Source organism: Methanoregula sp. (assembly GCF_049518935.1).
Taxonomy (GTDB): Archaea; Halobacteriota; Methanomicrobia; order Methanomicrobiales; family Methanospirillaceae; genus Methanoregula.
In genome coordinates this window covers 1-23789 of sequence record NZ_JBEKRH010000014.1, presented here as the reverse complement: position 1 = coordinate 23789, position 23789 = coordinate 1, and the positions used below count along the sequence as shown (strand labels likewise).

At 44.1% G+C, this 23789-nt stretch carries 22 protein-coding genes; 10 read left to right on the top strand and 12 right to left on the bottom strand.

The genetic code is table 11. The features are described 5' to 3' along the window. Positions 1-3 precede the first annotated feature (3 nt). Positions 4-1056 carry a Fic family protein gene (locus tag ABSE13_RS09215; protein ID WP_424028225.1) on the top strand — a complete coding sequence of 351 codons (1053 nt, stop codon included), beginning with the start codon at positions 4-6 and terminating at the stop codon, positions 1054-1056. Between the two features lie 265 nt (positions 1057-1321). Here ABSE13_RS09215 and ABSE13_RS09210 read toward each other — a convergent pair whose 3' ends face one another. Then, positions 1322-2368 carry a virulence RhuM family protein gene (locus tag ABSE13_RS09210; protein WP_424028224.1) on the bottom strand — a complete coding sequence of 349 codons (1047 nt, stop codon included), beginning with the start codon at positions 2366-2368 and terminating at the stop codon, positions 1322-1324. 548 nt (positions 2369-2916) lie between these two features. On the opposite strand from ABSE13_RS09210, the gene ABSE13_RS09205 reads away from it, so the two are divergent. Further along, the gene (locus tag ABSE13_RS09205) at positions 2917-3213 is read left to right on the top strand and encodes a hypothetical protein (RefSeq protein WP_424028223.1); all 297 of its coding nucleotides are present in this window, start codon (positions 2917-2919) and stop codon (positions 3211-3213) included. 262 nt (positions 3214-3475) lie between these two features. Here ABSE13_RS09205 and ABSE13_RS09200 read toward each other — a convergent pair whose 3' ends face one another. From ABSE13_RS09200 to ABSE13_RS09190, 3 genes are all read right to left on the bottom strand, one after another. After that, entirely contained in the window at positions 3476-3748 is a 273-nt protein-coding gene (locus tag ABSE13_RS09200) for a type II toxin-antitoxin system RelE family toxin (protein WP_424028222.1), read from the bottom strand. Between the two features lies 1 nt (position 3749). Then, entirely contained in the window at positions 3750-3950 is a 201-nt protein-coding gene (locus ABSE13_RS09195) for a RelB antitoxin-like protein (protein WP_424028221.1), read from the bottom strand. Between the two features lie 104 nt (positions 3951-4054). Continuing rightward, the gene (locus tag ABSE13_RS09190; RefSeq protein ID WP_424028220.1) at positions 4055-4246 is read right to left on the bottom strand and encodes a hypothetical protein; all 192 of its coding nucleotides are present in this window, start codon (positions 4244-4246) and stop codon (positions 4055-4057) included. A 294-nt stretch (positions 4247-4540) separates the two neighbouring features. Between ABSE13_RS09190 and ABSE13_RS09185 the strand changes: the two genes are divergently transcribed. Further along, positions 4541-4675 carry a DUF7557 family protein gene (locus ABSE13_RS09185; RefSeq protein WP_424028219.1) on the top strand — a complete coding sequence of 45 codons (135 nt, stop codon included), beginning with the start codon at positions 4541-4543 and terminating at the stop codon, positions 4673-4675. Positions 4676-4757: 82 nt separating this feature from the next. On the opposite strand, the gene ABSE13_RS09180 is transcribed toward ABSE13_RS09185, so the two are convergent. Further along, the gene (locus ABSE13_RS09180; RefSeq protein WP_424028218.1) at positions 4758-5300 is read right to left on the bottom strand and encodes a hypothetical protein; all 543 of its coding nucleotides are present in this window, start codon (positions 5298-5300) and stop codon (positions 4758-4760) included. A gap of 255 nt (positions 5301-5555) precedes the next feature. On the opposite strand from ABSE13_RS09180, the gene ABSE13_RS09175 reads away from it, so the two are divergent. The 5 genes from ABSE13_RS09175 to ABSE13_RS09155 all read left to right on the top strand — a co-directional run bounded on the left by ABSE13_RS09175 (position 5556) and on the right by ABSE13_RS09155 (position 13234). Then, positions 5556-7592, top strand: a complete 2037-nt coding sequence (locus ABSE13_RS09175; protein ID WP_424028217.1) for a DNA/RNA helicase domain-containing protein — start codon at positions 5556-5558, stop codon at positions 7590-7592. A gap of 177 nt (positions 7593-7769) precedes the next feature. Next, positions 7770-9563, top strand: coding sequence for an ATP-binding protein (locus tag ABSE13_RS09170; protein WP_424028216.1), 1794 nt, complete (start codon positions 7770-7772; stop codon positions 9561-9563). After that, positions 9560-11197 carry a DEAD/DEAH box helicase gene (locus tag ABSE13_RS09165; RefSeq protein WP_424028215.1) on the top strand — a complete coding sequence of 546 codons (1638 nt, stop codon included), beginning with the start codon at positions 9560-9562 and terminating at the stop codon, positions 11195-11197. Before ABSE13_RS09170 ends, ABSE13_RS09165 begins: the two co-directional genes overlap by 4 nt. Further along, the gene (locus ABSE13_RS09160; protein WP_424028214.1) at positions 11190-12140 is read left to right on the top strand and encodes a phospholipase D family protein; all 951 of its coding nucleotides are present in this window, start codon (positions 11190-11192) and stop codon (positions 12138-12140) included. Before ABSE13_RS09165 ends, ABSE13_RS09160 begins: the two co-directional genes overlap by 8 nt. Then, complete coding sequence (locus ABSE13_RS09155; RefSeq protein ID WP_424028213.1) at positions 12140-13234, top strand: YwbE family protein; 1095 nt, start codon at positions 12140-12142, stop codon at positions 13232-13234. The genes ABSE13_RS09160 and ABSE13_RS09155 overlap by 1 nt, the downstream gene beginning before the upstream one ends. Here the strand turns inward: ABSE13_RS09155 and ABSE13_RS09150 are convergent. Genes ABSE13_RS09150 through dndB form a run of 6 tightly spaced genes read right to left on the bottom strand, consistent with a single transcriptional unit; the run spans position 13231 to position 21333 of the window. After that, positions 13231-15087 (bottom strand): DUF262 domain-containing protein, encoded by a 1857-nt coding sequence (locus ABSE13_RS09150; RefSeq protein ID WP_424028212.1) that lies wholly within the window; start codon positions 15085-15087, stop codon positions 13231-13233. The two genes, ABSE13_RS09155 and ABSE13_RS09150, sit on opposite strands and share 4 nt — an antisense overlap. 34 nt (positions 15088-15121) lie before the next feature. After that, positions 15122-16285, bottom strand: a complete 1164-nt coding sequence (locus tag ABSE13_RS09145) for a cysteine desulfurase family protein (protein ID WP_424028211.1) — start codon at positions 16283-16285, stop codon at positions 15122-15124. Further along, on the bottom strand, positions 16275-16703 hold the full coding sequence (dndE, locus tag ABSE13_RS09140; protein WP_424028210.1) for a DNA sulfur modification protein DndE: 429 nt from the start codon (positions 16701-16703) through the stop codon (positions 16275-16277). Before dndE ends, ABSE13_RS09145 begins: the two co-directional genes overlap by 11 nt. Further along, positions 16700-18721, bottom strand: a complete 2022-nt coding sequence (gene dndD, locus ABSE13_RS09135) for a DNA sulfur modification protein DndD (RefSeq protein WP_424028209.1) — start codon at positions 18719-18721, stop codon at positions 16700-16702. The genes dndE and dndD overlap by 4 nt, the downstream gene beginning before the upstream one ends. 9 nt (positions 18722-18730) lie before the next feature. After that, the gene (gene dndC / locus ABSE13_RS09130) at positions 18731-20194 is read right to left on the bottom strand and encodes a DNA phosphorothioation system sulfurtransferase DndC (RefSeq protein WP_424028208.1); all 1464 of its coding nucleotides are present in this window, start codon (positions 20192-20194) and stop codon (positions 18731-18733) included. Then, positions 20191-21333, bottom strand: coding sequence for a DNA sulfur modification protein DndB (gene dndB / locus ABSE13_RS09125; RefSeq protein ID WP_424028207.1), 1143 nt, complete (start codon positions 21331-21333; stop codon positions 20191-20193). Before dndB ends, dndC begins: the two co-directional genes overlap by 4 nt. 178 nt (positions 21334-21511) lie before the next feature. Here dndB and ABSE13_RS09120 point away from each other — a divergent pair, with 178 nt between their 5' ends. Continuing rightward, on the top strand, positions 21512-22387 hold the full coding sequence (locus ABSE13_RS09120) for a hypothetical protein (RefSeq protein ID WP_424028206.1): 876 nt from the start codon (positions 21512-21514) through the stop codon (positions 22385-22387). 152 nt (positions 22388-22539) lie between these two features. On the opposite strand, the gene ABSE13_RS09115 is transcribed toward ABSE13_RS09120, so the two are convergent. Further along, complete coding sequence (locus ABSE13_RS09115) at positions 22540-22917, bottom strand: HIT family protein (protein ID WP_424028205.1); 378 nt, start codon at positions 22915-22917, stop codon at positions 22540-22542. A gap of 128 nt (positions 22918-23045) precedes the next feature. On the opposite strand from ABSE13_RS09115, the gene ABSE13_RS09110 reads away from it, so the two are divergent. Next, positions 23046-23744, top strand: a complete 699-nt coding sequence (locus tag ABSE13_RS09110) for a DUF3800 domain-containing protein (RefSeq protein ID WP_424028204.1) — start codon at positions 23046-23048, stop codon at positions 23742-23744. Positions 23745-23789 lie beyond the last annotated feature (45 nt).

Here is a 23789-nt window from a genome sequence, read left to right as displayed (position 1 = left end):
AGCATGAAAGAGATCCCCCCGTTTTCACCGGAGTTCAGGTACACCCACGGCATGGTAAAACGGCTTACCGGTATCACCGCCGACCGGGAAATTATCCTCCATGCGCATCTTGTTCCGAAGTGGGAGGTATCGGTACGGCGGGAAGAGCTCGTACGGGCGGCTCACGCGTCCACCGCAATCGAGGGCAACCCGCTCTCGCTCGAGGAAGTCAGCCAGCTTGCAGAGGGCCGGGAGGTGATGGCGGCCCGGCGGGCGAAAGCCGAGGTGCTGAATTATCTCCGGGTGCTGGAGCATATTGAGTCGTACCAGGAGAAGGGGGTGATCTCCGGAAAAAACATTCTCTCGCTTCACCGGGACGTCACGCTGGATACTCTTGATGATCCGGCAACAGAAGGCGCGTTCCGGATGGTCCGGGTCGTGGTAGGGAACCGGCGCACACAGGAGGTCGTGTATTCTCCCCCTGCACCAAAAGATGTCCGGCCCCTTGTCGATGGGTTGATCGTGTGGCTGAACTCTGAGGCAGCCCGGCAGATGCACCCGGTCCTCGTTGCCGGGATTGCACACTATGAGCTGGTACGGATCCACCCGTTCGTGGACGGCAACGGCCGGACCGCCCGGGCACTCGCGACACTTATCCTCACGATGCGGGAGTTCGATATCAAGCGGTTCTTTACTCTCGATGATTTCTACGACAGCGACCGGGCCGCGTACTACGCAGTGCTGAAACGCGTGAACGGGACCTACCCGGATTGTACCCCATGGCTCGAATATTTCCTGGAAGGGGTGGAGATCTCGCTGCACCGGGTGAAGGAGCGGGTGCTGCTGCTCTCGTCCGATGAGCACAGGAAGGTCACCGGGGGACAGGTTGCGCTGTCGGATCGGCAGATGAAGATCATCGAGTTCATCCACGCGAACGGGTCGGTGAAATCGAGCGATCTCGTCGCGATGTTTAAGATCTCGCGACAGGCGGCTCTCAAAGAGCTGACCGTTCTTCTGGAAAAAGATCTGATCCAACGCGAAGGTGACCGGCGTGGGGCCCGGTATATCATGAAATGATGATTGTCATTTCGGTTGTCATTTCGGTTGTCATTTAACCGGATTTTTAAAAGGTCCATGAAGGTTTCACGGAACGACAAAAAGTCCACTCACTGAGTGGATAATTGAGCTGGTCGCATTTTTGGAGTACCCCCGGTACTGGGTGCCCGGTTGTCCGGAAATATCTGCAATCCGGATTTTAATCCCATCGAATTCGATGGGTTAAAACACGGGTCTCTGGTCGAAACCACATTGTCATTTTGACGGGTCCGTTTCCCTGTGGTTATCAGGATTTTTTCCCGGCCCGGCTCTTCCGTTCGATCTGTTTTACTGCCAGCTCGAATTCCGTATCAGGCCCGGTGGATTCTTCTGCGATTCTCCGGCTGGAAAATGTCTCATACTCCTCAAGCGCAAGGGCCTGGGCAATCTCCATCGATACGGTTCCCTTGTCGTCCAGGATCTCCTGCTCATTGAATTTGAGGAATGCGTCGAGCTTCTCTTTCCACTCCTTCATGTAAACCGGCTGTTTCTGTTCGGCCTGCATCTCGGCATAATCGAGGTACATGGTGATGATGCGGTTCAGCTGCCTGATCTCGGCCTCATTGAGATAATTCTTCGCGACGGTTACATCGCCTTTTCGTACCTTCGCGCCTTTCCACGTGGTGAGCCCCATGTTCGGCTGCGAGGCATCCGCCCGTGCCGCGATGATCTCCGCGGCGGTATGGCCGGTGATTGCCCAGTGCAGTTTGTTCTGTATGATCTGGAAAAATTCGAGCGTAGTCTCCGCATGGGGATCATAATCGATCGCGAGCGTGTAGATGTCCCGGATCTTCCGGTAGAACCGTTTCTCGGAGGCCCGGATATCACGGATGCGTTCGAGGAGTTCGTCGAAATAGTCCGCCCCGATCATGCGGCCGTCTTTTAACCGCTCATCATCGAGCACGAAACCCTTGATGAGGTATTCCCGCAACCGTTCCGTTGCCCACCTGCGGAACTGCGTGCCCCGGTGGGAGCGGACCCGGTAGCCGATGGCCAGGATCATGTCGAGATTGTAATAGTCGATAGAGCGTTGGACCTTACGGGATCCTTCAGTTTGAACTATTAAGTATTCCTTAACAGTTGAAGCCGGGGTACATTCTCCATCTTTGAAAATGTTCCGGATATGTATGTTGATATTCGGAATTGATGTCTGGTAAAGTTCCGCGATGAGTGCCTGGGTGAGCCAGACCGTTTCCTCATCGAGCCTGACTTCGATGCGGCTGCTCCCGTTTTCGGACTGGTAGAAGAGGATCTGCGACCGGGTGACCGGTTCCGGGACGGGAGGGGTGCTCATTGTTCGGCGCTCTTATTGTTCTTGATCGTACCCGGATGTCTGGCTTTTTATAGTGTAGGGCTGTGGGGTGAAAATAATCCGGGAGGAACCTGATGTACGGGCCATGCTGGCTTGTCCTGGAGGCTGTGCCTACTGGTGAAAGTGAAACTAATCACATCAGACCAAAAAAGAGTCATACCCTCCGGAAGAGATCGTTATGAGGCGATCCCATAGATCCCGCTTGTAAAAATCTGTCAGGTAATCTCCTTTTTCATCATTGTATTGATGTCGATAAGATCGTTTGTGGCATGATTCGGCCGGACCGGAAATTTTCTGATCCCGGATTCTTATCAGCATATGAATGGGTGGGGGAACATACCGGTTTCTTTCCGATATTTTATGCGGTCGGACCCTGTGACAAAGCACTTTCCATGACAGGGTATGCAAATAACTGGTCTGTATGGATCGGTGGTGATTCTGATGAGGGTACGTACAGGAAAAAATTCCGGGGGACGGGAGAATTCCCGAATCTCGCCCTATTTTCATTCGATCATATTGATGGGATCTTTATGGATTACATGAGCTGGCATATCGCGCTCAATGCTTCTCTGAATGACCGAAGTGTAACCGATTATGAACGTCGCATGATCTTTAAGCCTTCGTGGACACGCAGACGCTGGATGCTGGCAGCTCTCAAAGGTACTCATTCAGTGCAGCTGGTAGCTCCGGAACTCCCCCTCCACCTGGCACAACATGCTTTTGTCCGTAATGCTAAAACGAGGCATCATCTGGAGAAGATGGGATTCACGGATGTGGATGTACTCCGGGTTCCGGTGGAGAAACCCGCGGGGACCATTCACCGGTAAGAATAATATATTGCCGTGAATGCTATACAATTTTAAGGAATTTCAGGACAGCATTCGTATGACTTCGGCAGATTCAGTTCACCGCATGATTGAGGACCTTCCCCCGGACCTCCGCAGGAAGCGATCAACTTCATCGAGGAGCTCGCAAAAAAGAAGCGAAGCGTGGTGCATAAGAAGTTCAGTTTATCCTGGGCCGGGGGCCTTGCACACCTGAAAGGGAGTACGACCTCTGTCGAGCTCCAGCATGCAGCCCGCGAAATATTCAGGGAAAGACCCGGTAAATTTCTTCCCGGCTCTTAACCCGGCAAAAAATGATCCTGTTATCTGAGGTAATCTCACAACCGATCCGATAGTGTCCGGTCCGGATGCGATAATAATTCTCATATCCTTTCATCTTGTGGACATCAAAATCGTGAAAAAAGTTTTTCGATTCCGGGATCTGGTCAAAGACCAGCCGTTCAATCCGTGAACGATATCGGGCAGGTATCGCCGCAAGATCTTTCAAAAAGATCTTTTTGTATCCACATGCCGGCATTTCAATCCTTTTTCAATGCCCGGTAGTGCTTCTTTGCTTCCTGCACGGAGAGAACTTCGTCGCCCTCCGCCTCTTCCATGAACCGTGCAAGCCCATTGTCTTCTATGATTGATTCCATCCGGTTGAATGTTTCCAGATCGACAATTACTGCCTGCTTCTGGTTCCTGGCATCGGTGATATATTTCCGGGGTATTGCTGTCATGCCTGTGTCATTCAGGTGTTTATCTGAAGTCGTATAAAGCAGCTTGTGTGGGGTCTTCAGTGGGGCCATGCCAACCAAGATTCTTCGACAAGTATTCTCTTCAATTATTCCCGGCCGTAATACCCTGCCCACACGCTGAATGAACCAACGCCGAGCAGAAACACCGCTGCGAACACGACCGGCGTATAGCGCCACCCGTCGCTTATCCGGAGCACGGCGTAGAGTATGAGGCCGAGGACCGGCCCGGCAATGCAGGCGCCGGTGAGGAGTTTTGGCGTGAATCCCGGGATTTTCAAAAGGTCTGGCAGTTGCGATCACCGTCCGTGATTTTTTTAATTTTTCAGATGTTGTTCGTTTGCTTACGGGAAAAATTCCTGTGCGGTGACTGGTGAGCATTTCCCGGACTGCCGGAGTGCCATGTCAGAATATTGGTTTACAGCCGGGGGTGGCCACTCGGGATTTTGGATTTCCGGGATTGACGAAGATTGAGTCACCAGTGCACCGGAGGAAATGTTGGTATGGAAACAGGATAAATTTATCCAAAGGTATGATAATTACATACTTGGTATAATCCGGTATAAAAGAATGAGATGGCTCTGACTACGATCAAGATCCAAATGGAAACACGGGATAAGCTTGCGGATCTTGGGAAAAAATCGGAGAGCTATGATACTATCATCAACCGTCTGATTGAATTCTACCAGGCACATCCAAAGAAAGAATAATCTGATTTTTCCCTCATCTGCTGGTGTTACGGAAGCGTGTGGAATGATTAATTGACTGCCAGTTATCAGAACCTCACCAAAATTATTGTGAAATTACATTAATTTCCAACGGTCCATTATATGCCGAGTTGGGTGCTTGTATAGTTAATTTTTCTGTAATACTGGAACCTGTCGTCACTAGTTCTGAGGGTATTGGTGGATCTATCCTCTCCAATGTAAATCCATTAGTACCAATTGTTATTGATTCTATAGAATGTGATAACGTCCATGCATGACTGGTGAATGTTATATCATAGGTAAAAGTTTCTCCTGTATTCGTGGTTAACGCCCCCTGGTCCGATGTATACCAGTAATCTTTTGAATAGGGTAGAAAGTGCGGGGTGTTCCAGGAATAACGGTAATTCACTCCGATAATAGATACTATTGGTTCAGATGTTTGCACAGGAGTTGGTATCGCTGTATTTATTGGAGTTGGTGTCTGGGTGGGGGCTACTACTGTGCTATCAGAAAAATAAAATGGGTGAATTGTCAATCCTACTATTGTACAAATAATAGTCACTGCTATACCAATCAAGGCCCATTCAGTATTAGTGATATTTTTCAAAGCATCAGAAATCTTTGTCATTGATCCACCCTTTCATTAAAGTGAATATGTTCTGATTTTCTAAATAACGCATCGCCAACCGCTTATGCAGTTGATCAGTGTAAATTCAGAAATTTCTTTTCTTAGTGTAAACGCTCTAACCACCCGCGATGCATCGCCAACCATTCGCATGGTTGATCTACCGTAGAGGCATCAGAACCGCTTACCCCATACTAATACCCGAATCTTTATCGATTCATCCTGGCTAACTACTCCTCATCACGAGTTGCTTTCTCAATGGATCTTCGAAACCCTTGCGGTTGGTCCGGCACCATTCACGATTTTCTCCACCTCTTCAAACCTCACTGGCTCATTACAATGCAAGAGCATCATCAACGCTGCATGACGAGCCCGGCAGATCAAAGCCAGATCCTTGCATGGGATCATTCGTTTGATATTTTACAAAAAGAAGTGAAACAACTCGTCCAGATTAAACCGGTGATTGGCAATTACACAATTATTTTTGAATATGAATTGCCCCGGGAACGAGGACGACGGCCAGATGTTGTGATATTAGGGCCATGCGTCTTTGTCCTCGAATTCAAGGATTATACAAAACTCTTAGCAGCTCATAGCGATCAGGTCGCTGCCTATGCTCGAGATCTGAAAAACTATCACGCAGCATCGCATCGGCATACCGTTCTCCCGATTCTCGTTCTTGCCCGCTCGAAGGATCTCATTCAAAGAGATGAAGAAGTGCTGGTTATTTCACCGGATCATCTTGCAGATGTCTTCCATCTCGAAGTGGAGTTGGAGAATGGGCCACTGATTGATCCTCAAGTTTGGATCTCCGCTGAATATGCTCCCCTCCCCTCCTTAATTCAAGCAGCCCGGATTATTTGGGATAAGCAACCCCTCCCACAGATCAAACGAGCCTTGAGTGCCGGTATACCCGAGACTATCGCTGAATTGATCGCGATTGCCAAAGAAGCCCAAGAGAAGAATGAGTTACATCTCGCTTTAGTGACTGGAGTTCCCGGTGCGGGAAAGACGCTTGTCGGGATTCAATTAGTGTACGAGAATCATCTGGATACGATTGCTCAAACTTCCGCTGCGTATTCAATGGCAACTTCTCCCATAGGATTGACTCAAACATTTTCCTCGCAAGCCGTTGCTGATTCCGGGGAGCAAGCATATGGAAAGAAGAAGAGAGATCAGAAAAATTCCTCTCGGAATATTGCGGTCTTCCTTTCTGGTAACGGCCCTCTCGTGAAAGTGCTCCAACATGCCTTGAAGAACAACATCTTTGTTCAAGATGTTCATGGATTTTTGAAAGAGTACGGCGGTTCGACTGTTAAGATCCCTCACGAACATATCTGGGTATATGATGAGGCGCAGCGAGCCTGGGATGCGGATCGCGTGAATGAGAAACGCGGCCATGCGACAAGTGAGCCGGAAGATTTCCTCAAACTTGCTGAGCGGATGAACTCGTGGGCTTTGATGGTCGCCCTCATTGGTGAAGGCCAAGAGATCCATCTCGGGGAAGAGTCCGGTTTACCGCAATGGAACGATGCCCTTGCAACAATGCAGAAGCCCTGGGTTGTGCATTGCCCCGTGAAAATTGCCGGCAATTTCCCTGCAGCAAGAAAACTTGAAACAACCGATGTCCTAGATCTCACCATTACCCTCCGTTCTCATCTTGCCGAGGATGTCGCCCAATGGATTTCTGCGATTCTCGCCGGAGACTTTACATTGGCAAAAACGCTTGCTGAACGCGTAACGAGCCAAGGATTTAATATCTATATCACGCAGGACATCAATATTGCAGCGAATTACGTGAAGGAAAGATATCATGGACAAGAAGAGAAACGCTTTGGGCTTCTCGCGTCTTCAAAAGGAAAAAATTTGCCTGCTTGGGGTATCAATAACGATTGGAATTGCACGAAGAATCTCAAAGTAGGCCAATGGTATAACGATCCTCCAAATTCATTCACTTCTTGTTGCTCACTTCGAGAAGTCGTCACCGAGTTTGGATGTCAAGGATTAGAATTAGATTTTCCAATTATTTGTTGGGGAAATGATTTCATTTGGGTAGATAATGCATGGAAGAGTCCTAAGAAAACAAGGATGAATAAGGCAAAAGACCCTCATCAATTGCGAGTGAATAGTTATCGAGTGTTGTTATCCCGAGGTCGGGATGGATTCTTTATTTTTGTGCCGAATGAAATTGGGATGCGTTCGACGTATGAAGCACTCGTGATGGCGGGATTAAGAGAGTTAGTTTCAGAAAATAACAGATGTATTGAAATAAATAAGGGATTGATTGTTGGATAAATTGTTTTTATAAGTTATTTTTATAGAATCCGATCACTCTTTACAATGAGCAATATAGAAAATATTTATTTTTCCTTCACAGTCAAAACAAAACATATATCGGGGAATATCGTAAAAATAGCCATTCGGAATGAAAATATTAATTATCAAGAATCTTTGGACAATGTGGGATGAAATATGGTAGATGAGGGCAGGATTTCAGCAATTGAAGGAGCGCACCTCCTTCAATCTTTGCGAGCATCAGATTTTGATATTCCAAGCGCTATAGGAGAATTAATTGATAACGCTATTCAAGCTGATGCAAAAAATGTCCATGTGAAAGTTGAAGATATGTTTGCCGGAGGTCGGAAAAAATACAAATTGATCAGTAAAATCCTCTGTGGCGATGACGGTTATGGTATGGATGGAACTCTAAAAGGGGTACTCCATTGTTGTATCAAATTAGGATATTCAAGTCGATTTAATGACAGGTCAGGTATTGGCCGGTTCGGTGTCGGAATGACATTAGCCGGCATTCGTTTTGCAACAAAAATTGAAGTTTTCTCAAAACAGTCTGGCAAGCCTTGGTATTACATCGTTTTTGATCTGAATAATACGGAAGATATTGAAATTGGAATTGCTCCTCCAATTCAACAAGATCCCCCCGAGGAGTATCAAAATTTATGTGGGCAAGATCATGGGACTCTTGTTATCTGGTCAGGTTTTGATAAATTTGCCGAACAGGATTTGCATGCGTATACCTATGATGATGGATTGGAAGCTTCCGCCTCATTAGATCCTTATGGATATCTTAACCACTGGATTGGAAGGACATATCGAAATTTTATCTGGGATGGTCTCAACCTGACTGTAAATACGAATGAAATTTTTGCTTTTGATCCTCTGTTCTTGAATAAAAAGCGGAATCAATTCCCTGATGATGAAGTAGCAACTCTGGTTTTTGAGGATGAAATCGAATGGCCGATTCATCAATCTGTTAAAAGAAATGCAGATATTGGTGATACTTCAAAAATCCATATTAAAATCTCATTCTTGCCTCGACAATATCGTCAGATAATTGGTAGGGGTGGTCAGGATTTCAAGGGAAGATACATAGAAGAAAACGAGGGTGTATCGATTATGAGGAGCGGGAGAGAAGTATTGTACAGTACTATCCCGTTTTTTCAAGAGAGTAATTCAAAAAAATTATCCTGGGAGGATAAAGATCGATGGTGGAGTTGTGAAATCTCCTTTGATCCAGAACTTGACGAACATTTCACGGTTAAAAATATTAAAAGAGGCGCGTTACCAGCAAAAGAACTCAAAGTTACTTTATACCATAAAATTATCGAATATCGAAGACGCTGTCTTGAAGAAGTTTCCGCATATTGGAAAGAATATCAAAGTATTATTGTGAGAGAGAAAGAGGTTGAATATTCTCCAGACGGATTATCTAAGCTACCTACCGATCATATTGTTGCAGAAAAAATTGCATCAGAAACAAAAATTACCGAATCTCCTAAAAAATTACCTGTAATTACAAAGGAAGAAGAGAGTTCAAGGATTGAGGAATTAACGCGGGAGCTTGATGAAGCCAACGGGGCATTATGGCGGGCGAAATTTAAAAGTCAGCCGTTCTCAATAAAAGATACCCGGTGGAAAGGTGACACATTCATACAAGTGACATTCCTCGATGGACAATCAGTTCTTGAATACAATTTAAATCATTATTATTTTGATGAACTCAGCAGACTTCGGACGGAATTACAAGCATTAGAAGATCCATCAATGGCGATTCGATATGCAAAAAAGATGAATGAATTAATTGATATTTTATTGATGTCTTTTGTCCAGGCAAGAAAAAATTGGACGCATTCAGATGAGTTTTCTGTCACGGATTCTATTGATTATCTGATAAGAGATTGGGGAAGATATCTTAAATCCTATTCAGAAGCTTATCAAAAAGAACAGTTATTTGAGGAAGATTTATGATCGAACGGCTCCCGATTCAGGAGCTTCAAGAACGTATCGGGGAAAAAACACTTTCAAGACTCGAAAAAATTGTTCATTTTATTCCTAATAGTGGAATTCAACATCCAAATGATATTTATGATAAAAAAAATTTATTGAAAATTTTTCTCTCATTCTCAGGCCAGGATATATTTTATACTGAATCTTTCAGAAACAAATTACTTAGCCGGCTGTCGGATACAGAAATTCGAAATCTAGCAAAACGATTGGGATTAAACTCTCAAGTCTCTTTCAAAGAGATTGTGGAAACAATCTCAAAAATTCCATGGACCAATAATTCAGAGACTAAAATCATTGTTGATTTTTTTAAACTTCCTCCAAATTACATTCCGAGTCCTAAAGAATCTATACCAAATATTGAGCATATCACAAAACCCGATGTACCATTCAAACCTCTGAAGGACTTTCAGATTGCTGTGTTTGAACAATCTTTGGCCAAAATGGATAATCCTCTCCAGAGATTCCTCATCCAGATGCCCACGGGATCCGGCAAGACACGAACTGCGATGGAGGTCATCTGTTCACATTTGAATAGAAATCCGGGGAAATCTGTCATATGGCTTGCCAATTCTGAAGAATTATGTGAACAAGCTATCGAATGTTATAAGGACGTTTGGTCACATGTAGGACAATTCGATGTTGATATCATCAGAGCATGGGGATCGAATGATCTGAAAGTACCTATTCGAAGTTCGTTCATTGTCGGAGGATTTTCAAAGTTACATTCGATTTTCAAACGAAAACCCGAGTTAATTCCTATTATTTCGAAACAACTGGTTTTAATGGTCGTAGACGAAGCTCATCAAGTGATTGCCCCTACCTACAAAAACGTTGTTGATCGATTACAAGAGGGTAATTATGTTGCTCACTTTATCGGGTTGACGGCTACTCCAGGTCGGGGTAACATTACTAATGAAGGAACAAATTTACTAATTCAGTATTTCGCTGGCAATAAAATAGAAATTGATTCTGGAGATAAGACAGTTTTTGAATATTTACGACGAAAAAAAATCCTAGCACATATTGAAAAAGATCCCCTCTTTACGAACCGCTCATACGATTTAACGGATAAAGAGCGGCAATATATTCGGACACATTTTGATTTCCCAATGGAATTTGTGGAAAAAATCTCCAGCGATGATGTGAGAAATATCGAGATCATCAATAAATTGAAACGTGAATGCGAGATGAATAAGAAAATTATCTTATTCGCTGGTAGTGTCGATCAATCGAAATTTATTTGTGCGACACTGAACTTCCTAGGATTCAGAGCTGAACATTTAGATGGGTCAACAAAGCGCGATCGCCGAAGAAATTTGATTAAGGAATTCAAAGACGGGGATCTCAATATTATCTGTAATTTTGGTGTCCTTACAACCGGTTTCGATGCACCCAAAACAGATGTCATCTTTATCGCCCGGCCGACCATGTCCGTTGTTCTCTATAGCCAGATGGTAGGACGAGGATTGCGAGGTCCCGCTATTGGCGGTAAAGAAAAATGCAAATTGATCGATGTAATTGATAATTTGGAAGTGTATAAAAGCCCTGATAACGTCTACGATTATTTCACGGAATATTGGGAGCAGAATGAGTGAATTCTACCTCTCTGAAAAAGAGAAATTATTTCAAAAAGTCCAGACGTTTATATCTTCAGCTGATAGCGAAATTCTAATAATTTCACCCTATATCAACACGAATGTACTCGAAAAACTTTTACAGAAAAATTCGGCGAGAATTAGTATCATCACGACATGGAAATTACGTGATATTCAACTTGGAATTTCTGATATTGAACTGTATAATTATTGTAAGAAAAAAGGAATCTTTCTTTATTTACATCCGCGGATTCATCTGAAAGCGTTTGTGAATGATTATTCTCAATGCGTCTTTGGGAGTGCAAATATCTCAAACAAAGGATTTGCGCTTGTAACAGACCATAATTATGAACTAGATGCAAAAGTTGAATTCATTGATACAGAGTCTATAATTTATTTTAAGAAAATATTGAATGAATCAGTTCTAGTTACTGAAGAAATTTATAAAATATTCTTGGAGGCTATTGAAAATTTACAACCTCTCCCCGAATTAGAAGAGCCGGATATCTTTTCCATACCGAAAAAATCTGAATTTCTTATATCTGCCCTCCCAATGAGTTATGATGTGAATGAATTGTTCGAGATTTATTCACACAATTTCAAGCACGATTCAAAGGAGAAACGAGACTGTGCGATTCATGATATTGTTCTGTATAATCTTCCTTCGAATCTCGATTACCCACAATTCCGGAAATTGTTAAAAGAGAGATTTTTTACATCAAAGTTTATTCAAAAATTATTGGAATTTTTACCGTTGGAAGGTCGATATTTTGGTGAAGTGAAGGAATGGATTCAGAAGAATTGTGAGGATGTTCCCATTCCAAGTAGAAGGGATCTTACAGGAAATATTCAGGTTCTCTATAAATGGATCGCAGATTTAAGTGATGGAGCGTATAAGGTAGATCGACCTCGACATTCAGAACGACTTTATCGGGTGAAGTAATGGCAGAATCAGATGATGCGGGAAAACACCTGGAGAATATTAAAATTGGACTTGCTGTTGAAATATTTCTCAAAGAAGATCGTGCCGGTAAAAATCCGATACCTGGTAAAGTTAGGGAAATACTTACACACTCATCGTTTCATCCCCATGGAATAATGGTGCAATTAGGTGATGGAAAGATTGGCCGAGTGCAAAGGATTCTTACAGAAGTCCCCGACGTAGAGCAACAAAACACATCATCCTATGGTCGAGAAGATTCACATCTTCGTAATACCCGAAATAATTCAGAAAAGATAGAGCAATTCCTTGTCGAAAAAGGAGAGCCATATTGTGACGATTGTCTATCAGAATCTCTTTCAATTTATCCGAGACAAACAATCAACCAAACTTGCCGAAGTTTAGAGAGTCAGGGAATGATCACACGTCAACGAGAAATATGCAAATTTTGTAAAAAAAATAAAATTGTAAACCATTTAGGAGAAAGACAAACGTCATCACAACGACCTATCCCCTCAAAAATATATCAAAAACAAGAAGAGATAGATTTTGTCCAACTTGTGAAAAATGGCGAGAATGAATTTGTGGAATTCAAATCGAGTGTTCTTTGGAGTAAAAATCTCACTGAAGAACAATTGAAAGCCCCGACTGCATCCCGCGAAGTACGAGCGTTCGGTCGGGAAGCATCTAAAGTAATCATTGCCAAAGCCATTTCTGGATTTTTAAACACTCAAGGTGGGAATCTCGTAATCGGTGTAAAAGAAAACAAAACTCAGGAAGCAGACGACATCATTGGCATTGAGAGCGAATTCGGAAAATTAGAGGATCAATGCACGGATGGATATCGAAGAATGATCGTTGATAACATCATTCGGAAATATTTCCATCCAGATATTTACAACCATTTCAGCGACTATATCAAGATTACATTTCCGGAAATCGATGAAAAAATTCTCTGTTGGATCAATATTTCCAAGTCGGAAGTTCCTGCCTTCGTGACTATTCAAAAAATTGATTATTTCTTCATTCGCTTGGATGCTGAGACCCGAGGACTTGAAGGTAAACAAATGGTGGAATATTGTAAAAAGAGGTTTTAAGCTTTTATTTCAGTTTTAAACTTTAACACACGCTCACATTCTTTGACTAAATCAATCGTACGGCTAATAATCTGCTCTTTTTTCCATTCATTTGCATTTACTAGATCAGAATTTAAAGTTAAATTATTATTATATCCAATCTTAATTTTTGATGTTTTATGTTCCCTTTTTTGCTTTTCATCAAAACACATATTTGATAATTCTTGATTGTGTGCTGTGAGTGTAAGATTCCCTAATTTATGCTGATATTCTGTTTTGATATTATTGGCCGCATCAATATTTCCATCTGCCAACATGTTTACCCAACATGGCGGGAGTTTGGGTCCTTGAGGTAAGATATGTTCGACCTGAAAATTTGTTGAATCCCATAAATCTCTTCCTATTTTTTTATCATATGTAAGACTTTCAATTAATATCAGAATTGCACGAGTAACTGACGGATTGATATCATAAATATCATCTTTTAATGTTTTTTCAAGTGTTGTATAATTTGAATGAGGTGCGGTTTTCGAATTTAAAACTGCATTAATAATGAACGATTCATTTACTTTGTTAGGAGTTTTCTCACATTTTTTAACGATTTCAATAAATAATTTATCAAGTGTATTGGTATCGGGTAATCCAGTTAAATGACGCCTTATAAAATATTTTATCAAAAAGTCTGTAACTTCTTTTTGAAATTCTATTTTATCTTCAAATTTTGTAAACAAATATAACAATAAAATGTATGCAGGTTTTGCGGATATTATTTTTAAAAGATTCAAATTTTTTCGTAATTCATAATCTTGAATTTTATATTCTTTATCGATAATTCTATCCGGATTAGAAAATTTTCCATATACGGAGGATTTTTCAACCAACTCATTGAAAATAAATTCAATGTTTCTTTCAGCCAATTTTTCATATATCTTTGGTGTTTCGGAATCCCGAATAAACGTCTTTCCTTCGATAAAAATTGTTTTGTCATAATGAAAAGCTAAATAATAATGTCTTAAAAAGCGATCCTGCCAATCCGATTCTGTAATATTATTGATTAAATTTTTCCACTCATCAGAAGCCCATTTGATCTTTTCAACAATCTGCTCTTTTGATTTCTTTTCAGAAATTTTTGAAATTTTCGAAGATTTTACAATATCTCTCTCAAAATGGAAGAACAAATCATTTTTGATTAAATCGATTGATGCCAATGTTTGCCCGCGGTCGTTTAAGCACGTGAATATTTTATTTGCGGATGAACTATCGTCAACGGTTATTTTTATAATTGAAACGGCTTGAATATTATTAAACAAACCAATGATTTCATCTGGATCATATTTATTCATCTGTTTTGTTATAAATAAGAATGATTTATATAATTTTCGTTTTTTATAGTTTTCTTCAATTTTTTCGTTTTTGACAATTTTCATTTCACGTAAAAGTGACTTATAATCTACATCATTTTTAACTTCTTCTGACAATTTTACACGAATTTGTTTTTTATCGACCTTAAGAAGAGCTTTCTCCACTTCGGTTAGAATTGCCTTCAATTGTTTAGTTTTTCTCTTGGTCTCCTTATTTTTAATTAATAAATCGATTCTTTCTTTTATAGAGAGTAAAATCAAATTAATTGTAATTATTCTTTGTTGGCCATCTACGATTTCAAAATTGGGATCCGCATCATCATTTTCTTTTCTATCGATCAATAAAAATGTCCCTAAAAAATGTTTAGGATCCCCATTAATATCATTAATCAATTCTTCGATTTTTTCATTTTTCCAAATATAATTGCGTTGATACTTCGGAATAAAAAAATTAAATTTTGATGCAAATAATAACTCATTTATTGTTTTATGCTCTGGAACAGGATCGCCCATGTATTTCTACATTTTATTTATTACTTAAAAAGACCTATGAAATTTTTTTAATTGCTTGTATGCATTTGATGATCATATCAATACTAAAATGAAAATCATCCCCATCATTCCCCCTCCCCAGCCCAAACCGCACCGCCGAGTGTGACTCCTCAACCGTCCGGCCAATCGCCAGCAACACATGCGACGGCTCCACGCTCGTTGTCGTACACGCAGATCCGGCTGAGATCGCCAGATCATCCTTCAGCAGATGTATCAATGCCTTGCTCTCAATGCCGGGGAAGCAGACGTTCAGATTGTGAGCCAGCCGCTTGGTAGGGTGGCCATTCAGCATGACCGAGGGATAAACGTCCTTAAATGAATCGAACATCTGCGTGGTCCACTGCCGGTACTGCTTCTCGGCTTTTCCCATCTCTTTCTCAGCAATAGCTAAAGCCTTCCCCATCCCGACAATCCCCGGCACATTCAGGGTACCGGAACGAACCCCCTTCTCCTGCCCTCCGCCAAACATAACAGGCGAAAGTTTCACGCGGGGACTGCTGCTCCTGACATACAGGCCCCCAATACCTTTAGGCCCGTAGATCTTGTGGCCGGAAAACGACAAAAGATCGATATTCATCTTCTTCATATCCATGGGGATGTGACCGACGGCCTGCGCGGCATCGGTATGGAAGATCACGCCATGGTCGTGGGCGATCTTCCCGATCTCTTTGATGGGAGCAATCGTACCGATCTCATTGTTCGCGGTCATGATAGAGATCAGGACCGTTTTGTCCGTGATGGCGGCCTCAACTGCTGAAGGATCAACAAGCCCGTACTTATCGACCGGCAAATATGTCACGGACTTGCCGGTCTTCTGGAGATGCTTGCCGGTATCGAGGACCGCTTTGTGTTCGGTAACGCAGGTGATGATGTGGTCGCCTTTCGAAGCGTACTGCTCTGCAACACCGAGGATGGCGATGTTATCGGACTCGGTCGCCCCGCTTGTGAAATAAATCTCATCAGCTGAGGCATTGAGAATGTGGGCACACTGTTCCCGGGCTTTCCTCACGGCGTCGGCTGCAACTGCCCCGTATACATGATCGATGCTCCCGGCATTCCCGAACGTCTCGGAAAAATAGGGAAGCATGGTTTCCAGCACGCGGGGATCCACCGGTGTTGTTGCATGATGATCCATGTAGACGGGCCGTTTACTTTCCATCTTTACGCTCCTCGGATAACATGCCGGACTTGATCCCTGCTGCCTTATGCTTCAGGAGGATCTGGAAATCCGCCAGACTCTTGATCTGCGGGAATATGCCGAATACACCCCGGTTGAGATGCGCCCGGAGCTGATCATAGAGGTCTTTCTCCGGGTCCAGCTTGTCGTGGATACAACGTTCTTTCACGAGCGCAATGAAGAAAGTATCCCATTCCCCGGTAAGGGTATACCGGTTCAGCTCCTGCCCCTTCTCATCGTACTCAGCAGGGTCCGGAACCGAGGGATCATTCAGCGAGTAACAAATCGCAATCCGGCAGAGAATATTAGGCGTGAGACCGGTCTTTCCTTTCAGCTGCGTCAGCCGGAACGTTGCCTTCTCGCTGATCCGGAGCCGGTAGAATTCGCTGCTACCGCTCATGATTCAGCCTCCTGCCAGAAATATCCCGGCGAGATTGAGGTTATCCGGTCTTTCTTGTTGTAGTCAAGATGATAGGCCCGGGCAATATGGGGCTGGAGTGTCCGGAAATATTCCTTGTCGATCTCCGTATCGGTCGAGAAGATGATCATTTGATCCCCGGCATGCTGGAAGAAGTCCATCACAAGGTTGCCCCGGTGCTCGCTGTCAAGCCGGCCGAGCGGAGTGTCGATGATGAACGGGAGCTGCCGGCCAGAAGTCAGGGTAAGACCCCAGAGCAGGGAGACTGCGAAGATCTCCTTCTCTCCGGCAGAGAGCAGGTCCTTGGGGATCGGGTGACCATCCGGCTCGAAGAGCGTGATGTTGTAATGATCGTCAATCAGGATATTCTGGACATAATCGTCCTTCCGGATCAGACGGTTGAAACAGGAAAGGATATTATCACCCAGCTGGGTGATCTTCTGTTGCTGGAGTTCCTTTGAATATTCGTTCAGCACCGACGTAACATCCCTGACAAGCTCCATTTTCCGGGACCCGCCCTTTGCCCCCTGGATCTCCTCTTCGACTCTCTCCCGCTTCCGATTCAGATCAATCAGCCGGATTTCCAGCTGATGGATTTTTTCATCAAAGGTATGGAGCTGCTCAGTGAACCGGCCAAGACTCTGGTTCAGGTCGTTGAGTCTGGTGATATGCGGACCAATGACTTCATCGGTGGGAGCACGATTGATCTTCTCTTCAACCTTAAGACGCTGCCCGGTCAGTTTCTCCAGCTGATCGGATAATGTCTGCATCTTCTTCGGGGTATTTTTTGTTGCTTCCTCAATCCATTGAAGGAGCTGATGGTACTCGTGCTGAGAGAGATGGTGGATGAGGGGCTTGTTTTTGACTGTGGGATCAGCGGTCAGCTGCTGATGCATGATTCTGATGAGTTTACTACGCATCTTCGCCTTCTGGGTATCGGGAACCGAGATATCAGACCAGAATGCCGGAGACTCGATGATCCTGCTCAGTTCCTCAATATTTCCGTGAATAATATCCTGCGACCGGATACGGGACTGGACCGAATCCTCCTCGATGAGATTCTTCCGGAGAATTTCACAGTACTTCGGGGTTATGGAGAACGGGAAGAGACCGGCACAAAGATCGCGGATATCATTCTGGTTCTTCAGAATATCGTGATCCAGCTGAATTTTCTCTTTCTTTAAGTCCTCCCGTTTCCGGGCAAAACTTCCTCCCTCACTGGCAACAAGCTGTTCCTGCCGCTCCAAATCGCCGTGAATCTGATCGCTCCGGCTCTGGGTCTGGGCACGTTCCTGCTCAATCAGTTCCTTCTCTCCTTCAGCCTTCTCAATATCTGACTGGAGTTCTTCCAGTCTCTTCCCGATCGCGGTAAGCTCCGTCCCTTTCAGACTCTGACTCAGGTAAATTCCAAGATCCGCTTTGAGACGATCGATGAGATCGAGACCGAGAAGGGACTTGAACGAATCGCGGAGGTACACATTCTCGGCATTGTCCTCTACGAGATTCTGGATCTTCTCACCATCAAACAGGAAGAGCCGGGCGAAACGGGGAGGGATCAGTTCATTCAGAAGATCCTGCCATTGGTCCGTTTCGAGGTCATGGAGGATCTCCCCGTTGCGTTTGATGATCAGTTTTTCAGAAAATTTCGGAGTGAATGTCCATTCACGTCTCACATGATAGGTCTGGCGCAGGCCGGAATGCGTGAAATCAAACATCACATCAATGGCCGGAAGTAATTCGGACTCATTCTTTTTACCACGGGGGACCATCTGACGGATATACTGCTCGTATTTCGGATTGCTCATCCTGCTGCCGGGGGCTTTCTGGCCATAGAGACAGAGAAGGATCGATTCGAAGAGCGTAGTCTTGCCGGCGCCGTTCATTCCGCCGATCAGGATGATTGGTTTCTGGGAGTCTTTGGTATTTACCGGGGTGAAATCCAGGACATTCTTTCCTTTGAAGATCCGGATATTTTCCAGGGTTAATGAATGAAGTAACATCCCGACACCTCACTCATGCCGGAGACCCCGGCGTTTTTTGTCCACGGCGTTTGGATTTGCAATCTGTCTTTTGGCCTCTTCTTCGGTCAGCCAGTCTTCAGACAGAACTTCCCCAAGCCTGTTGTAAATTGATGAGCGTTTCGTCATTCCCTGCATCTGCTGCTCAACATCGATCAGTTTCGTAACAAGGCGGAGCGGGAGTTTTTTTGCATCGCAGATCTTCTGCAGTAATTCCTGTTCGGCCTTTGAGAACGATCCCAGATCATCCTTGGTCCAGTCAAGCGTTTCACCTGTGACTTCCTGATAGATCTTTGCAACTGAGTCATCCCAGTCACTCTTCTGAGTCATCCAGATACGACGAATTTCAAAGAGTTCTTCGGGAAGGATGAGGGTGAAGTTCGGATTGGGTCCGTTTTTCCGGACTTTCATCTGGGCTTCCAGAAGCTTACGGAGGAGAGCCTTCTGGTAATCAAATTTGTACGGTCCCCGGATAATCTCCCAGTTATCGCCCTTTTGCATTGCCTTGATCTTCCCGTTCATCCGCCGGTGATCCCGGTAAAGATGTTTGTTCTCAGGAACCTGGGTCTCGGCAAGTTCATTGCGGAATTCCAGAAGTGGCTCTAACCAGTCCTCACCACTCTCAATAAGTGCGGTCATGCTTCGGTCTTTCTGGACAACCGTACAAACCCAGCAGCCAAAACGGCTGTTGCCGCAGGGTGCCGTGTCCTTATCAACCACAAGCGGACAATCGCCATCCGAAGCACTTTTGTACAGAGCAAGGAGATCCCGGTTACTGTTCCCCCATGGGGAAGGTTTCTGTAACAGATATGTCCAGACATCATCAACCGAGAATTCCTCGATGGGCGTATACACATATGACTGAGGAAACCGTGAGTGATGGGAAAGTTTCGATCCCTCAATCTTGTACTGATCCATGACTGAATCGCGGGTCTGACTCTCCCCTTTCCGCACGCCAAGAATCATCACGACTTCACCATATTTCGTGACACTTTCCAGAATGAACCGGTCTGCGGTACTGATCTTCAGTCGTTCAGTACACCAGCGGAACTGAGTGCTCGGGGCCGGATATCCTTTACCGAGGAGATTCACCCAGAAGGAATCGATGATACGAGGCGTGAGCTTGAATGCCTTAATGGGCATCTTCTGCTCGGCCGCGGTTTTGTTAATCCGGTCGAGAGTGTTTGTGATATAATCAACAATCACCGGAGTTTCCACAAGGGTATCGGAAGAGATGACAAAAATCGGCTTTGTTCGTTTCTCTTCCGGTAATTCGGAGAGGGCATACCAGACAAGCTGGAGCGCAGTTGTTGAATCCTTCCCCCCACTATACCCGATAACCCATGGACGGGTGTCGCTGAGATAGACTTCCTGAATTTCCTTATGGAGATTTGCCAGGCCTTTCCTGTCAAACACTGATAATTTTTTCCCGTTCAGGGTTTGCTGGGCCGTCATTGTACCGACCCGGGATATTGTTTCATGAATCGTTTCTCAATCTTTGCTTCATCGGGTTTAAGCGGGATCTTCAGTTTCTGCTTCAGGTAATTTGTTGTAAGGGCAAGATTCATCTGATTCTTCAGGATCCTTCCGTTGACCATTGCTCTTCCCTCCCAGATCTCCGAGTTGGATCGTGACCAGTCAACAGAGTGGAGTTCCTTCAGTTGTTCTTTCCAGGAATCAGGATACTCTTGAATAAGATCGTGACCTGCGACACCGAGTGCGTGAAGAGCGATACCATGTGCATGAATAAAATCAGACCGAAGTGAACTGCTGGCGACGTCACCCCGGATGAGTAATTGCCATTCCGGGATGTTCTTTGCTACCTCATTCCAGTATTCATGGGCAAGTTTCTCTTCTTCATGAGTGATTTTTTTCACTTTCGTTTTCTTCCCCAATAGAGCTGCAGTGGCCTGATAAATTGTTGAGAGTGTGAACATCTTCCTTGACCGGTTTGAGATTGATGTTTTCTCTAATTCGGTGAGGTCTTTGAAGATGAGAAGTATATTGGACATCTCTCTTACAGATTGTGCAAAGGTCTCCCGTGAGTCATAGAGAATACTGATCGATTTCGTGGGCCGTACCGCATGCCGGTTAAGATCTGAAAACATCTGCTGGCTACGCTTTAATCCCGCATCAATGAAGAAAACAACCGAGATGGTTTCATTGCCCAGTTCAGGTCGGTCGTCAAGAGCAACTTCGATTGCAGCCCGCCGGTGTTGTCCGTCATTAATGAGGACTTTTGCTTCCATAGGTATGACCAGTTTTCCCAGTTTACTGGCATGATTTTTTGAATCTATCGGGATAAATTTTACACGGCCATCGCTTATTGATGCAGATATTGACGAAAAAACATAATCCCTGGGATTATTCACGATATAATTTGCAATTTCCGGAATTCTGGCCTGATTTAACACTCTCTGCGAACGGATCTGGGGGGGTACTTCGGATTCATTGAAACGAAAAATTGTGGGGATCAGCTTGAGCTGGACCATAGCAGAGTAATATTCTCGCCCCGCTTGCATGCCGCGTATTGCGGGAAAAGAATACACTGCGGTGTCCAGATCTTCGCTTTCCTCTGGCGCCGTAGATTTCATGATTTTTTAATATGTGGAAGTTTGTATTTATGTGTTTGGAAGTCGCTCTGTGAAAGTGGAAGTGAACTTTCATTAATCCGGTTTTAATATAAGTTGCATCCTCAAAGAAAAAAAGTCAAGTAATTTTATATTTTTAAGAGAAAAATTTAACATCCCTCCAAATAGAAGGATATTTTTAATGGTCTTATCGTGGAGTACCGCATTAGCAAATTATGATTACTATGCGGACCTCGCTAAATTCAGAGATAGAGATGAATATGCCTGCGGGTTTACAACTCCAAGTTTTCAAGCTCAAGTAAATGGTTCCAATACAAGAATTTTTGAAGATTCATTCAGAACGGTGATTGAAGAGCAAAATTTTCCAAAATATTCTATTATCGGAGAAGTGTGCTTTTGGAAAATTTTCACCAAAAAAGATCCACATTCTTTGACGAAACTAATGTTAAATCGATTCAAATCTTCGAAAAATTTTAACAATTTTTGTATCAGTCTTCACAATTTATCTGAAAGTCCGACTTTGGAGAATTTTAAAGATTTTCGGAAAATCTGCGGTCAACCTCATGGTTTTGCCGTACCTATAACATTTCTCAGTTTTTTTACACCAGATAAATATCCAATGGCAGATTCGGTAATTGCTCGTTGGTGGTGTAATAACAAAGAGCGGTTTGGATTGAGGTCATCGCATGAGTTCTGGCCATATGGAATGATCAGCGGCCAGGATGAAGATATTGAAAATAACTGGACGGTATTTAATCAATGGACAAATTTTTGTCAAAAATATGCCTCAATATTAACCTCAAAAACTCAGATAAATTGGAGGGCAAGGGATGTGGAAATGGCAGTATTTCATAATTGCCAAAAAGGGTTGACATCACTTAGTAACCTGGAAAATACCAGTAAATTAGATCTTCCACGTGAGGGAAGTTTGGATAAAAAATCAAAAATCAATTGGTTTGAAAATTTGAATAATCAAAATAAAAATTATTCCCCAAAACAATATCCCTATTGGAGTACAGGTTCTGGTCCTAAAAGAAATGTATTCCATAAAAAATAGATAATTTACAAAGTGATTCTTTTTGATTACTATTCCTAGCGTTTGTCAAATTTTTTTTGAAAATGAAGAATTTATTTTTTTAGATATTTTTTTCACCCGTGAAAAACAACGGGGCTAGCCCACGCGGCAAGGGGCGGAGCCCCTTTTGAGCGTCAATACCCCCTCCTCCCCGGCACAACCCCCCGCACCCCCCCACGCGGATCGCCAACATCCCCAACATACCGCGGGATCACATGACAATGGCAATGCATCACCGTCTGCCCCGCCGCCTCGCCGACATTAAACCCGATGTTGTACCCGGCCGGTGAAAAATTCTCCTCAATCACATCCTTACATGAAGTGATCAACGCCATCACAGCCGCCCTCTCTTCCGGTGTGAGAGAAAAAAAATCCGGCGTATGGCGGAACGGAATGACCAGCAGGTGGCCACGGCTGACCGGGTGCCGGTCCCAGAGGGCATAGCACAGTTCATTCCGGGCGACAATATCCTCGGCGATAGGATTGCAGAACGGGCATTTTACAGGTTCCATTCGTCAAACCCCCGGGTCCTGCGTTCGGGTGATTCCATAATGAACAAGTATCCGTCCACGCTTTTCTCTTTTCTGTTTACCCCAGGGAAACGAGGGGCTAGCCCACGCAGGCTTGGGGCGGAGCCCCGATGAGCGTCAAAACCCCATACAAATATACTTCCCCGTACAATACTTCCCGTGTGAAGATCTATATCGACGAATCGGGAGACCTCGGGTTCACAGACCGTTCATCGCCCTACTTCGTCATTGCGGCCCTCATCGTCCATGACCCCCTCGCAATCCGCCGGTGCTTTGCAAAAGTCCGGAGAAACAAACTGAAGAAAAAATACCGGGAACTCCCTGAATTCAAGTTCAATAATTCCGGCCCGGAGATCAGGAAACGAATCCTCTCATGCATCGCATCAGCAGATGTAGATATTGCATACTGTGTACTCAGGAAAGAACAAGTCTATCCTCATCTGCGATCGAATCACCAGATCGTATACAACTACCTGACCGGGTCTCTCATCTCCCATATCGTCCAGCGGTTCTTTGATGGTGGCCCTGTTGAGATTACCGTAGATAAATCTCTCAACGGGATCCAGCGGGAAGCCTTCGACCAGTATCTCGTGTACAAAACGTTCGAAAAGAACCAGGCAAACGACCTCGCCGCGATCCCGATAGAAATCGTACATGCCGATTCAAAGAACGAACCCTCTATCCAGGCCGCCGACTTCATTGCAGGAGCCTTACATTATTATTACCGGACCAATGACGATACGTTCTCTGGTATCATCGATGAAAAGGTGGCATTGGCATATGATTATTTCAAAGGTCCGCAGAAATGAATCAGTGAACCCTCCCCTACTTCGTCCCATCCACCTCAGGGTGGC